Source organism: Mangrovimonas sp. CR14 (genome assembly GCF_011764015.1).
GTDB classification, from domain to species: Bacteria; Bacteroidota; Bacteroidia; order Flavobacteriales; family Flavobacteriaceae; genus Mangrovimonas; species Mangrovimonas futianensis.
Genome location: NZ_JAAFZY010000005.1, coordinates 201111 through 213788, shown reverse-complemented (window position 1 = coordinate 213788; position 12678 = coordinate 201111). Strand labels below are relative to the sequence as shown.

Annotated in this window: 13 protein-coding genes; 7 read left to right on the top strand and 6 right to left on the bottom strand. The window is 37.1% G+C overall.

Annotated features, from left to right (window positions below):
- Positions 1-4: 4 nt before the first annotated feature.
- The 3 genes from GZ212_RS11810 to GZ212_RS11800 are packed head-to-tail and all read left to right on the top strand — an operon-like array spanning position 5 to position 2024.
- A complete protein-coding gene (locus tag GZ212_RS11810; RefSeq protein WP_166960461.1) occupies positions 5-451 on the top strand; it encodes a FixH family protein in 447 nt (148 codons plus the stop codon).
- Positions 452-1153 (top strand): sulfite exporter TauE/SafE family protein, encoded by a 702-nt coding sequence (locus tag GZ212_RS11805; RefSeq protein ID WP_166960458.1) that lies wholly within the window; start codon positions 452-454, stop codon positions 1151-1153.
- Between the two features lie 46 nt (positions 1154-1199).
- Positions 1200-2024 (top strand): universal stress protein, encoded by an 825-nt coding sequence (locus GZ212_RS11800; protein ID WP_166960456.1) that lies wholly within the window; start codon positions 1200-1202, stop codon positions 2022-2024.
- 2 nt (positions 2025-2026) lie between these two features.
- Here the strand turns inward: GZ212_RS11800 and GZ212_RS11795 are convergent, their stop codons facing one another.
- Together GZ212_RS11795 and hemN are read right to left on the bottom strand one after the other, a co-directional pair.
- Positions 2027-2860, bottom strand: coding sequence for a universal stress protein (locus GZ212_RS11795; protein ID WP_166960453.1), 834 nt, complete (start codon positions 2858-2860; stop codon positions 2027-2029).
- Between the two features lie 64 nt (positions 2861-2924).
- Complete coding sequence (gene hemN, locus GZ212_RS11790; RefSeq protein ID WP_166960450.1) at positions 2925-4289, bottom strand: oxygen-independent coproporphyrinogen III oxidase; 1365 nt, start codon at positions 4287-4289, stop codon at positions 2925-2927.
- Between the two features lie 138 nt (positions 4290-4427).
- Here hemN and GZ212_RS11785 point away from each other — a divergent pair, with 138 nt between their 5' ends.
- From GZ212_RS11785 to GZ212_RS11770, 4 genes are all read left to right on the top strand, one after another.
- Positions 4428-5009: a superoxide dismutase family protein gene (locus GZ212_RS11785; RefSeq protein WP_166960447.1), complete on the top strand. Its 582-nt coding sequence runs from the start codon at positions 4428-4430 to the stop codon at positions 5007-5009.
- 99 nt (positions 5010-5108) lie between these two features.
- The gene (locus tag GZ212_RS11780) at positions 5109-5645 is read left to right on the top strand and encodes an RNA polymerase sigma factor (RefSeq protein ID WP_166960444.1); all 537 of its coding nucleotides are present in this window, start codon (positions 5109-5111) and stop codon (positions 5643-5645) included.
- Positions 5642-6439: an anti-sigma factor domain-containing protein gene (locus GZ212_RS11775; protein WP_166960441.1), complete on the top strand. Its 798-nt coding sequence runs from the start codon at positions 5642-5644 to the stop codon at positions 6437-6439. The genes GZ212_RS11780 and GZ212_RS11775 overlap by 4 nt, the downstream gene beginning before the upstream one ends.
- Before the next feature lie 5 nt (positions 6440-6444).
- Positions 6445-7659 (top strand): glycoside hydrolase family 172 protein, encoded by a 1215-nt coding sequence (locus GZ212_RS11770; RefSeq protein WP_166960438.1) that lies wholly within the window; start codon positions 6445-6447, stop codon positions 7657-7659.
- A 99-nt stretch (positions 7660-7758) separates the two neighbouring features.
- Here the strand turns inward: GZ212_RS11770 and GZ212_RS11765 are convergent, their stop codons facing one another.
- The 4 genes from GZ212_RS11765 to GZ212_RS16185 form a co-directional block, all read right to left on the bottom strand.
- Positions 7759-9987 (bottom strand): TonB-dependent receptor plug domain-containing protein, encoded by a 2229-nt coding sequence (locus GZ212_RS11765; protein WP_166960436.1) that lies wholly within the window; start codon positions 9985-9987, stop codon positions 7759-7761.
- A 48-nt stretch (positions 9988-10035) separates the two neighbouring features.
- Positions 10036-11340 carry a cell surface protein gene (locus tag GZ212_RS11760; protein ID WP_166960433.1) on the bottom strand — a complete coding sequence of 435 codons (1305 nt, stop codon included), beginning with the start codon at positions 11338-11340 and terminating at the stop codon, positions 10036-10038.
- An 88-nt stretch (positions 11341-11428) separates the two neighbouring features.
- Positions 11429-12004 carry a DUF4331 family protein gene (locus GZ212_RS11755; protein ID WP_166960430.1) on the bottom strand — a complete coding sequence of 192 codons (576 nt, stop codon included), beginning with the start codon at positions 12002-12004 and terminating at the stop codon, positions 11429-11431.
- 20 nt (positions 12005-12024) lie between these two features.
- Positions 12025-12675: a DUF4331 family protein gene (locus tag GZ212_RS16185; protein WP_166960428.1), complete on the bottom strand. Its 651-nt coding sequence runs from the start codon at positions 12673-12675 to the stop codon at positions 12025-12027.
- Between the last annotated feature and the right edge of the window lie 3 nt (positions 12676-12678).

Sequence of the window (12678 nt, the reverse complement as noted above, 5' to 3'; positions counted from 1 at the left end):
ACAAATGAAATTTAATTGGGGAACCGGTATCGTTATTGCATTTATAGCATTCATTTCGTTTATCATGTATTTTGTCATTAACATGAGTACCAACGAAAAATACAACCATGAATTAGTGACCGAAGACTATTATAAGCAAGAAGTCAAATTTCAGGAGGACATCAACAAACAAAACAATGCCAAGAATTTGGCACATAATTTAGAAATAAATAAAACCAACGATGGTTTGGTGATTCAATTCCCTGAGGAAATGGATATCACCAAAATTTCAGGAAAAGTGTTCCTATATAGGCCATCCGATAAACAATCGGACTTTGAGACGCCAATCTCATTGTCCACACATAATTTGCTCATACCTGACACGCGTTTATCAGATGGCCGTTGGAACATTAAAGTAGATTGGCAATATAAGAACATTAATTATTTATTTAAAGAAGATATCCAATATTAAATGTTGTGGTCGGCTTTCATATTTGGGCTTTTGGGAAGTTTTCACTGTGTGGGAATGTGTGGTCCCATTGCCTTTATGTTGCCCGTAGACAGGTCTAATTCCTTTAGAAAAGTCAGTCAGATTACGACCTACCATATAGGAAGGTTACTAGCGTATGCCTTGATTGGTTTGATGTTTGGACTGGTTGGCAAGGGCTTGTATCTATTTGGATTTCAACAACAACTTTCCATAATTATTGGAGCCGCCATGATTGTCTTGGTTTTAATTCCTGCACACAAATTAAACCGCTTTAAAATCTCTCAACCTATCTATCAATTAATTTCTAAAGTCAAATCGGCTTTAGGAAAATCCCTTAAGAAAAAAACGGCAGATACTTTTTTGACCATCGGATTCCTAAATGGTTTTTTACCTTGTGGTTTGGTATATATGGCCGTGTTTGGATCTTTAGTAAGCGCCAATGCCCTGGAAGGCAGTATGTACATGATTTTATTTGGCATGGGTACAATTCCGCTCATGACCTCAGCCATTTATCTGGGTAAGTTTTTGAACGCCAACATTAAGCAACGTATTCAAAAAGCCATCCCTGTGTTTGTAATCATTATTGGCATTCTATTTATTTTAAGAGGACTTGGATTAGGAATCCCATATATTTCTCCTAAACCTATGGTAGATATGGCTACAAGTTCCATGAATTGTCATTAATTAAAAGCCTATTTTTTTGTATCTTAATTGTACGAAAATTAAGGTTATGAAACGAATTCTCCTACTTACCGATTTCTCTAAAAGCGCTGTAAACGCTATTGATTATGCCCTTCATTTTTTCCATAAGGAACATTGTGAATTTTATTTAATGTATGTGCATAGGCCCAATGATTTTACCATGAGCGAACTTATTAAAGATCCTAAAGCAGATATCTATAGTAGTTTGCTAGCCAATGAAAAGGAGGCTCTAGAAAGAGCTTGTTTGGAATTAGAGAACACCAATAAGAACCCAAATCATTCTTTTCAGTACCTTATAGACTATGATGATTTTTTAAGTGCCATTAATCAAGTTATTGCCTTAAAAAAGATTGATATTTTGGTTGCAGGATACAATGGAGCATCCAATGTAATGGAAGTAATTTTTGGATCTAACACTCTTCAAATCATAAGAAACATCAAGAAACCTACCTTGGTTATACCAAGGGATTTTAACTATAAGGAACCAAACAGTCTTCTGGTACCATTGAGTGATGATGACCATTTAAACAGTGACGAATTTAATGAGATATTAAACGTCATGGCCTCCCATAACCCAAGATTCCATTTCTTGAGAGTGACGAAAACAGATGATCCCTTAAGAATAAAAGAAGATGAGCTTAAGTTAGTTCAATTTAAAGGAAATTACAGCTACCATTACATTCATGGGGTATCCCTTCACGACGCCGTTTTGACTTATGAGCAAGTTCACACTATTGATTTAGCAGGCGTTATAGCAAAAAAAGAAACCGTCTTACAACGGTTAATGGAAGGTTCTTCAATAACGAAAATCAGTAAGAGCTTGTTTTTGCCCTTACTGATTGTTCATCACTAAAATTAAATTTTGAAAGTTAAAACCGGTAGCTTAGCATGATTTGCTACATCTTCAGAAATACTGCCTTCAAAGAAGTGTGCAATTCCTGTTCTTCCGTAAGTGGCCACAGCTAGTAAATCGGCTGACGTTTTATCAGCATAAGCAAAGATTCCATGCTCTACGGTATATGCATTGGTTATGGCTACATTTTTAAAGTTATCTGTGTTACCATCTGCCTTGGTTAAAAACTCCTTAAGTTTGTTTTCAATTTCGTCAGAACTTCTAAAACGTTCAGCAGGTTGGTTTACATATAAGATATGCAATTGACCACCTAATTCGCTTAATATTTTAGTAGCTTTTTTATAAGCTGGGATAGCCTCATCTGAAAAATCACAAGCAAATACGACATTGTCAAAACCTACACTTTTCAATTCTTCCTTGATAATCAGTACAGGGATTTCAGAATGTCTAACGACCTTTTCAGTATTGGACCCCACAAACATTTCTTGTAGGCCATGTGTACCATGTGATCCCATTACAATTAGATCGGCATTATGCTCCTTTGCGATTTCACTTACTTCAACAAACGATTTAAAATGCTTTACTATTGGGGTAACTTCTACACCCTCTAAATAGGGCTTATCTAAAAATTCATGGAATTTCTTCTCTGCCATTTTTAAATAGAACACCGTTTGCTCATCTAATGCAGAACCAGAAATTGTCAACATAAAATCAGAAAGCTCCAACATATGTAAAGCAAGAATTTCAGCGTCGTTTTTTTTCGCCAAAGAAGCCGCAGCCTGTAAGGCGTATTCTGAATAATCAGAAAAATCGATGGGTACAATAATTTTATTCATGGTAATGATTAAGTTGTTTAAAATTTGTACTAAGTTAAAAATATTATTTAAAGCTCCCGACCTTTTACACAGTCATTGAAAATAATTGTTTATCTGCCTGTTTTCTTTGCAGTAACAGGTCAAAAGCCATACACACATTACGTACAAAAGGTCTTCCCTTTTCCGTTATTTTCAAACCGTTGGCCTCAATACTGATCAATTCATCTTTTTCCATCTCAGAAAGTTTAGCCAACGTACTTTGTAATTCCTTAAATTTTTGATTGGGATTTTCCCAAGAAGTCTCTTGATGACACATAAGGTTTAATATGTGCTTACGGATGATTAAATCTTCTTCATTCAACATGTGACCGCGGAATACTGGTAATTTTCCTTCTTTAATAAGTTCTTGATATTCCTCTAATGTCTTCACATTTTGGGTAAAACCATACCAACTATCGCTAATTGCAGATACCCCCAAACCAATCATCATCTGGGTCTTGGAAGCCGTATATCCCATAAAATTCCTATGAAGTTTTTTGGTTACCATAGATTCATATAGACCATCTGAAGGTAAGGCAAAATGATCCATGCCTATTTCGGTATAACCTACTTGTTGTAATAAATCCTTACCCATTTCATATTGTGCCCGTTTGGTTTCGGGTGTAGGTAAATCTTCATCCTTAAACCCTCTTTGGCCATTCCCTTTTATCCAAGGTACATGGGCGTAACTATAGAATGCTATTCGGTCTGGCATGAGCTCTTGGGTTCTTTTGATTGTGTAAAGCACATCTTCAAGAGTTTGAAACGGTAGTCCGAAAATAATATCATGTCCCACAGAGGTATACCCTATTTCCCTAGCCCATTCGGTAACTTGTTTCACATTTTCAAACGGTTGAATTCTATGAATCGCCTTTTGGACAGTTTCATTATAATCTTGAACCCCAAAGCTTACCCGTTTGAAACCAAGATCAAATAGTGTTTGTAAATGATCTTTTGTTGTGTTATTTGGGTGCCCTTCAAAGCTAAACTCCCATTCAGGGGCCCTATCGGCATCTTTAAAAATGCCCTGAATGAGTTTGGTTAAATTCCTTGGGGAAAAAAAGGTTGGTGTCCCACCACCTAAATGAAGTTCTTTGATTATGGGTCTGGAATCAAACAATTCCAGATACAGACTCCATTCTTTCAAAAGTTGGTCTATATAGGGCAACTCTACATCGTGCCTTTTTGTAATTCGTTTGTTACAACCACAAAATGTACACAGGCTCTCACAAAAGGGCAAGTGTATATAAATACTGATCCCTTCCGAAGTGTTACTTTCAGAAAATGCCTGTATTACAGAATCTTCCCAACGTCCCTTAGAGAAAGTGCTCAAGTTCCAATAAGGCACCGTAGGGTAGCTTGTATAACGGGGGCCAGCCACATTATACTTTGTTACCAAAGATGTTTTCATACCTAACTTTATGAATTCAAAATTACAAGTAAGGCTGGGGTTAAACTATGACATTTATCATAAACCTTTCTTAATAATTTTAGATTCTATGGGTTTCTATGTAATTTTAGTTTTAAACATTAAAATCACTCAACCATTATGAACAAAGTAGTTATCGCATTATGTGCCTTTTCTCTTGTATTTGCTAGCTGTAAAAGCGACAAGAAAAAGGAAGCAGATGAAGAAACCGTAACAGAAGAACAAGTTGTTGAAACGAAAGTAGAAGTCAAAAAAATTAAATTGGCAATGGAACCTAAAAGTGATACTCAGGTTTCTGGAAATGCCGTTTTTACTGATAAAGACGGGCAAGTAACCGTTGTGGCCGTTTTTGAAGGTTTACAGCCTGGTTCTCACGCCATCCACATTCATGAAAAAGCAGATTGTTCGGCTCCAGATGGGACTTCAACAGGAGGACACTGGAACCCTACAAATCAGCCTCATGGAAAATGGGGTGCTGCCGAAGGTTTCCATAAAGGAGACATCGGAAACTTTACTGCCGATGAAAATGGTAATGGAACTATTACCTTCAACGCAGGTGGTGAATGGTGTATAGGATGTGGTGACCCTAACAGAGATATTGTTGGAAAAGCCGTAATCGTGCATCAAGGAACCGATGACTTTACTACGCAACCTACTGGTGATGCTGGAGGACGCGTGAGTTGCGGAGGCATTATTGAATAAATAGTTATTTATTACGATATTTTTAAAAAGCTACCTAAAACAGGTAGCTTTTTTTATTAAAATAATATTTTATAAATTCAAACCTACAAATCCCACAATATGGACATAACCCATTTGGTCAAAAGTTTTCAAAAGAAAGATGAAAAAGCCTTTGAAACTTTATATAACATGTATGCCGAAAGTATGCATGGTGTTATTTTCAATATTGTAAGAGATCACGATATTGCTCAAGAACTAACTCAAGATGTATTTATTAAGGCTTGGAATCATTCCCATACGTATTCTGCCAAAAAAGGGCGCTTTTTTACATGGATTCTTAATATAGCGAGAAATACAGCAATAGATAAAACCCGCTCCAAAACGTTTAAAAATTCTAAGAAAAACCTCAATGCCCAGTTTTTCGTAGATATTTTAGAGAATCAAGAAAACTTGAACAGTCGAATGGATGCCTTAGGCATTCAAAACTTTGTAAAGAAATTAGCGAATAAATGTATTGAAATTATTGAGTTATTATACTTCAAAGGTTTTACTCAAAAAGAAGCTTCGGAAGAATTAAAAATGCCCATAGGCACCGTTAAAACAAGAAACAGGAATTGTATTAATGAGCTTAGAAACATGCTCAATGTGAACTCATGAACGAAAAGGAATTAATAGAATCTGGAATATTAGAGCTTTATGTAGCCGGTGCTCTCTCAGACCAAGAGAATGAGGAAGTGTACAACATGCTTTTAAAATCTCCCGAGGTCCTTTCAGAGGTTTTAAAAATTGAAGCATCCATTATTTCTTTAACGGCAATGGCATCTCCTTCTGACCCTAAATATCTATTTGCCTCAGTAAAGGAAAAATTAGGCTTATCAAATCAAGTTGTTCCAATAAGAAGACCCAATACCCGCTGGATGGCGTATACCGGTTGGGCAGCTTCCATTTTATTGTTTGCCGGACTTATTTGGTTGTTCAATCAAAAGCAGCAATTGGAATCTGATATTCAAACAGTAGAAACAGAGAAAGAATTGATAGAGGTTGAATTAGAAAAAACAGATCAAAAATTGGTAGAAACCAAACAAATCTTATCCATTATAAGAGATAAAAATGTTATTTCTATTCCTTTATCAGGACAAGCTGTTTATCCCGAGGCTTATGCAAAGGCCTATTGGGATAAAGATCATGATAAGGTTTATTTTGATTTGCAAGGACTTCCAACGCCTCCTAGTGGTAAGGTATATCAAATTTGGTCTTTAACGCTTACCCCATTAACGCCTACCAGTTTGGGAACTATTGATGATTTTACCGAAAACGAGAATAAAATTTTCACCCTAGAGAATATTTATGATTCTGAAGCTTTTGGAATTACCTTAGAACCAGCTGGAGGTAGTGAGTCTCCAACTATGGATCAATTATATACTTTGGGTGCTGTGGAAACAAATTCATAACAACTATGTCGCTAATTCATAAACAATCGCTTTTAGTCCTTTTATTTATTATAAGTGGGAGCCCTACCCTATTCTCCCAAGAGTTATATCAACTTCCTAAAAATAAGCATACCAAATGGGTGAGTTTTGAAAACATATCAGGAGATAAAGGCCAAGGTGGTATAGAAAATAAAGGAGCCAAGGGACATGCATTTGATAACATCAAAGCTGGCACGTCTGTTAATTTGGTAAATCTTGAAGGCAGCGGCACTATTAAGCGTATTTGGTTAACATTTAGTGATAGAAGTCCTGAGATGCTGCGTTCACTAAAAATTGAAATGTTTTGGGACGGCAGTGACAAGCCAGCCGTATCAGCTCCCATAGGGGATTTCTTCGGAGTTGGTTTGGGCCAACGTGTTCCTTTTGAAAGTGCCCTTTTTAGTGACCCAGAAGGACGATCTTTTAACTGTATTATTCCTATGCCATTTAAAACTGAGGCAAAAATTTCAGTTACCAATGAGTCTCAAAAAGATCTAGAAGCTATTTTTTTTGATGTGGATGTGCTTATGGAAGAGCATCAAGAAGATGTGCTTTATTTTCATACTTATTGGAGCCGAGACCTTCATACCAAATTGGCTGAGGATTTTAAAGTGCTTCCCAAAATCAAAGGCTCTGGGAGATTTTTAGGAACTAATATTGGTGTATTTACAGACCCCGTCTATGAAGATACTTGGTTTGGAGAGGGAGAGGTTAAAATTTACTTAGATGGAGATAAGGAATATCCTAGTTTGGTTGGATCGGGGACTGAAGACTATATAGGAACAGCCTATGGCCAAGGGCCTTTTAGTCATCAATACCAAGGCTCACCAATCGCTGATGCTAAAAAAGGTGAATATGCTTTCTACAGATATCACATTCCTGATCCTGTGTTTTTTTATGAAGATATGGAAGTGACCATTCAACAAATTGGTGGAGCTCCAGCAGAAAAAGTTCGGGAAATGATTAAGAACGGGGTGCCCATGAAACCCATAAGCGTAAGCAATAAAAGCTTCCACAAACTCCTTGAAATGCCACAGCCGGTTGACCTTACCCATCCCGATATATTGAAAGGTTGGACCAACTTTTATAGAAGTGATGATGTGTCTGCTACCGCCTATTTTTTCTTAAATGCACCAGTCAGCAATTTACCGCAACTGGCACCTGTTGACATAAGAACCTCCAATCTTCACGAGAAGCCATAAAAAAGAAGCGCCCTCCAACCATGTGAAATGACGCTTCCAAACCAACAAAAACTCTACCAAACAAATCCCCCAATAACTTTGGACAGAGGTTAGTTTACTTTAAAATTTATAAGTGAGGTTTCCTCTAATGTAAAAGGGAGTCCCAGGTGTAAAATGTATTTCTTCAACTGGTTCTGGTTCATTAAACAACCTCGATTCTGTGGCAAATTGGGTTTCGTTCCAATCTACATCAAACAAATTCTCAATAGTAATACCAATTCCCATGTTTTTATATTCATATGCCACATTAAAATCGGTCACAAAATAACCTTCGGCCACGATAGAGTTATCTTCATTGGCTGGTCTATCATCAACGTAACGATATCTAATTCCACCACTAAACCCTTTCAAATCAACCACAGCCAGACCACCCGTCCAAGTAAAATCTGGTGCTAGAGGAATGTAATCCATTCCACTGGGTTCCTCTGTTGCTCTTGCATGGGTATAGGTGGCATCTGTATCCACATACAACCAATTGGTAAATTGATAACGAACCCCAAGATCTACCCCATACCTTTCAGATTTGCCACTTGGTTCCACGATACCAGCATCGCCTACATAAACAAACTCTTGTTCTGAAAATAAGGTCCAAATAGCGACATTCCATAACATTTTCGGGATTGGCTTCCATGTAGTTCCCAGATCTACCCCATAGGCTCTTGGAAGAATATCTTTTCTTTCCTGTAGCACAACTCTAGAATCATTGGAATGAAACCCTATACCACTTTTCAAATACCATTGTAAATTCTCATTCTGCGTAAAAAACACATTCAATTTGGGAGACAAAGCGGTTTTGGAATTACTTTGGGTTGCATATGAATCTGTCAAATGATCGTTATACATAAATTTGAAATAATCCAATCGTAAGGCTGGGACTACTTTTAGGGCACCAAATAGAAATTCGGTGTTGACATACGTAAACAGATTGGTCTGATTCACATCACCCAATTGCAGGTATTCCAAAGTTTCAATTCTATTCAATGTATGTGACAACTCTATATCATTAATGATATCATGTCTTAAACCTGCCCCTGAGGAGATATTCACATCTATTTCCCCAAGCTGTTTGTGTTTTTTAATTTCGGCATTAAAACCTAGAATATCTCGATCCTCATACTGCTTTATTTGATCACCATTAACAGGGTCTTCCAGAAAGAAAGTGAAGTTAGAATACAGCTCAAAATTATAGTGTGAATAAAATGCATTGGCTTTTACACTCGTATGATCATCCATAAATTTCATGTAGGACACATTGATATTACTTCTAGAGGTATTTCCACCTTCAGTATCGTCTATGGCACCAAATCTTGAAATTAAACCGCTATCAACTGCCCGTTGTGGAATTTGTCCAGACGCATCCCAACGACTGGTAAAATGGGAAACATTTAATGAAATCTTATCATGGTCTTTTAACAACGCTGTATACTTCCCAAAAAGATTTAATCGGTTAAAATTTTGAGGTGATTCAAAGGGACCATCCGTTTCTATGTATTCGATAGCCGCGTATGCATTTTGAGAACTACTCTTATCCATTAAATTAAACAATCCCACAGTGCGTAAGGAGTTAAATTGTCCGTAACTAAAAAGAACTTCGCTATCATCCAACCGTTCTTTTGTATTAAAATCGACGTAAGCTGCGGTAGCAAAATCTCCTTTCTCGGCATAGTAAGGACCTTTGCCAAACTCAATATTGTTGATTGTTTCTGGAATAAGAAAATGCAAATCGCTATAACCTTGACCGTGGGCATGAGAAACCATATTTACGGGCATACCGTCTACCGAGATACTCACATCGGTACCATGGTCCACATCAAAACCGCGTAGAAATATTTGTTCTGCCTTTCCTCCTCCAGCATGTTGTCCGATGATAAGCCCTGGAACCTTCCGCAAAATATCTTGAGATGAATTAACGGGATTGGTTTCTAAATCTAATTTTGCTACGGTATGCAACGCATTGACCTCATTGGTCAATACCAACTCGTCTAGTAAAAATGCTTTACTTACCAAATGAATGATTACCATGTTATTCAAATCTTCTTGAGATACTATACGTATCTTTTTTTCAAATCCTAACAACCCTATGGTTATGGAGTCATTTACCTGATTACCTTCCAAAATAAAACTGCCACTTTCGTTGGAATGCGCATGCTTTTTGGAATTTTTATTATATAGATAAGCGCCATCTAGAGGTTTATTATTTTCATCCAACACATGACCTTGCATGGTTTGCCCATGAGCTAAGGAACTAATAATAAACAGTAAACAGAAAGTGAGTAATGATTTAATCATAGGGGATAATTTTTGGCGAAAATACAAAATGCTAATAGGGTCAAATGTTTAAATTTTCTTAATTTCTTGTTCCATTAAAGGACCAAGTTCATAGGTACTTTCAAGTAATTCTGTTTTGATTTTTTGTGCTTCATTCTCTAAGCCATTGGCCTTAAAAATTTCCGCCAAATGATATTGCGCTGTTGGCTCGAAAGTTTTACCAACAACATGAGACTGAGCTATTTCTAAAGCCTTTAACTTATTTCCTTCACTTAAATTGGCCCATGCTAGCAAATCATATGATAAAGCAGTAGGCCTATTGGCTACTTCTTTTTTAGCATAAACCATGGCGTTCTGTGCTTGATTGAATTCATCGGTGTATAATAAAACGTTGTAAGCATTATACATATCGCCATATTCTGGCCTTTTTACAGCCTCTACATAAGTTTCCAGATAGGTTTCTTTTTCTTTATTTTTTCCCATATACGATGCTATTTCTGCTTTAAGAAGCAGATAATCTGGAGCGTTATGTTCTTTACTTACGCTATTTAAAATTTTTAAAGCCTCTTCAGGATTTCTTTCATGCGAATAGACAATCCAAGCTATCCCCTTTTTGGCATAGGCATTATTAGGGTTTAATTGTAATGCCCTTATGTAATGCTTGTAAGATTTCTCAATATCACCGTGGTGTCCATAAAAGTCTGCTATATTGGTATACGCCCATTCCTTAAGGCTCTTAACTTTGGATCGTTCTGCAATAATTTGTGCTTTTTCCATATACTTAATGGCAGCCTCCAAATTACCCTGATGATCACTCCATTTTGATAAGCGAATTAAATAATCAAAATCGCTTAAGTTTTTAATAGTCTCCAAATAATGTTTGGCTTCGGCGGTATTTCCAAGTTCCAAATGCACGTCAAAAAGCATCTTTTGGGTCGATTTCAATCGCTCTCCCTGAGTCTCTGCCTTTTTTAAAAGTGCTAACGCTTCTTTAAAGCGGTGTTGCGAAATATAGTTATGGGCTAAAGACCTTAAACTACCGGAATTAGTGTAATGAGATTTTTCATTTAAGGCCGCAAGATTTGATTCAGCCTCTTTGAGATATTTGATATCTCCTGTAATCGTGAATAATTGAGATTGAGACGCTGCGATTTTAGCAAGGTACGGATATTGACTCGGTTCTTTTTCTAGCTTTTTTTCCCAAAAAGCATATTCGCTTTTTGCCTTTTGCAGCGCCTCATTCTCTTTCAACTCAAAAAATCCACCATAATCATGTTCATTTGTCACATTCCTTGTTCTCTTCTTTCTGTTCACTGTATTACAACTGAATACAAGGCAAACCAGAAGTAATAAAAATGTATGTTTTGTTTTCATGGTATTTCAGTTTTGTTTGGTTTGTAGGATGGTTCATTGGTAAAAATATCAGGGTATAACGGACTGATATACCCTGATATATTCTAAACTACCATGGCGAAGCCAAGTATGGAAATGAGGTCAAAAAAGGTTTATCGTTTGCATCAACATGATCATTTGAAAGGGTTGGATTTTCTGTAAAATCTTCACCTCCAAAAATCAAAAGCAATTCTACTGTTATTACATCATCAGCCAGGGCTCTACCCGTCAACACATTGGTGCCATCATAAAAAGTTGTGGTACCATCTAGACTTACATTTAAGACGTCAGTGGCCAATAATCCCGTAAAAGTGGCTGAATCCAATCCCAAGGCATTCATGTCACCAGGATTGGCATAAGCCGGACTTAAGCCCTCCAAGTTTGTCTGAAACATGGATTGAAAAGCAGCACCTTGTTCCGAAGGAATGGTCACATTAAACATGTCCTTTGATGCTGGAGAAGTAAACACCGTATTAACAGCAGGTCTCGCCACTTGGTCCTCCTGCATGTAGGTTCCCGAAAAGTCAGGTTCTGATGGCTGGTTGGTATTATCCATATCACCCATCATATTATCATCATCATTTGAACAATTAAAAGTAAAAGCTGCTAGCAAGACTGCTAGGGTTATGTATGTTATTCGTTTCATAATTTCGTGATTTAAAGTTTTTATTGTTTTCTTTTTGTTTCTACCCATGTGTTTATGGTTCCTGAACCACCAACACTAGATTTTGGCACTTCCACAACTACAGACAGCACATTGGTTCCAGCAAAGGTGTCACTCCCCGGATCATTAAATCCAGAAGCATTTCCTGCTATAATCTCACTGTACTGGGCAAAATCCATAAAAAATGGGTCATCACGCGGTCCTGCAAACATCATAGCGCCATTGTTACTATTTGTCATGGCAGCCGAACCGTAGGCAGAAATATCTACCGAACCCAACATGTTGTTGGTTAAAATAGTACTACTTAATCCTGTGGTTCCTGGGGAAGCAGGTCCAAAGAAATATATTTTGCCATCTCTTGGTATGGCCTGAATTACCAAATCTTCTACGTTGTCGCCAGTATTGTCAATGTTGAATTCAATCAATACATTTTCATCAAACATAGCATCGGCGGTTGCTGTAGGACTTAATAATCCCATTACATTGGCGGCAAAAACAATGTTGTTTGTATTTTCACCTTGAAAGGCATAAAAATCGGTGATGTCACTAGAACCACCTTGTACTGCAGGCGCATCAATATGATCTGCTGCCACTAAAAAGAAACCAGCCACAGCTAGTAGACCGATTCCTAAAATCCATTTTGTTTTTTTCATAAT

Coding starts and splice junctions, on each gene's coding strand:
- GZ212_RS11775 (WP_166960441.1), top strand. CDS start 5,642: ATGAACGAAAAGGAATTAATAGAATCTGGAATATTAGAGCTTTATGTA.
- GZ212_RS11785 (WP_166960447.1), top strand. CDS start 4,428: ATGAACAAAGTAGTTATCGCATTATGTGCCTTTTCTCTTGTATTTGCT.
- GZ212_RS11800 (WP_166960456.1), top strand. CDS start 1,200: ATGAAACGAATTCTCCTACTTACCGATTTCTCTAAAAGCGCTGTAAAC.
- GZ212_RS11810 (WP_166960461.1), top strand. CDS start 5: ATGAAATTTAATTGGGGAACCGGTATCGTTATTGCATTTATAGCATTC.
- GZ212_RS11770 (WP_166960438.1), top strand. CDS start 6,445: ATGTCGCTAATTCATAAACAATCGCTTTTAGTCCTTTTATTTATTATA.
- hemN (WP_166960450.1), bottom strand. CDS start 4,289: ATGAAAACATCTTTGGTAACAAAGTATAATGTGGCTGGCCCCCGTTAT.
- GZ212_RS11780 (WP_166960444.1), top strand. CDS start 5,109: ATGGACATAACCCATTTGGTCAAAAGTTTTCAAAAGAAAGATGAAAAA.
- GZ212_RS11805 (WP_166960458.1), top strand. CDS start 452: ATGTTGTGGTCGGCTTTCATATTTGGGCTTTTGGGAAGTTTTCACTGT.
- GZ212_RS11760 (WP_166960433.1), bottom strand. CDS start 11,340: ATGAAAACAAAACATACATTTTTATTACTTCTGGTTTGCCTTGTATTC.
- GZ212_RS16185 (WP_166960428.1), bottom strand. CDS start 12,675: ATGAAAAAAACAAAATGGATTTTAGGAATCGGTCTACTAGCTGTGGCT.
- GZ212_RS11755 (WP_166960430.1), bottom strand. CDS start 12,004: ATGAAACGAATAACATACATAACCCTAGCAGTCTTGCTAGCAGCTTTT.
- GZ212_RS11765 (WP_166960436.1), bottom strand. CDS start 9,987: ATGATTAAATCATTACTCACTTTCTGTTTACTGTTTATTATTAGTTCC.
- GZ212_RS11795 (WP_166960453.1), bottom strand. CDS start 2,860: ATGAATAAAATTATTGTACCCATCGATTTTTCTGATTATTCAGAATAC.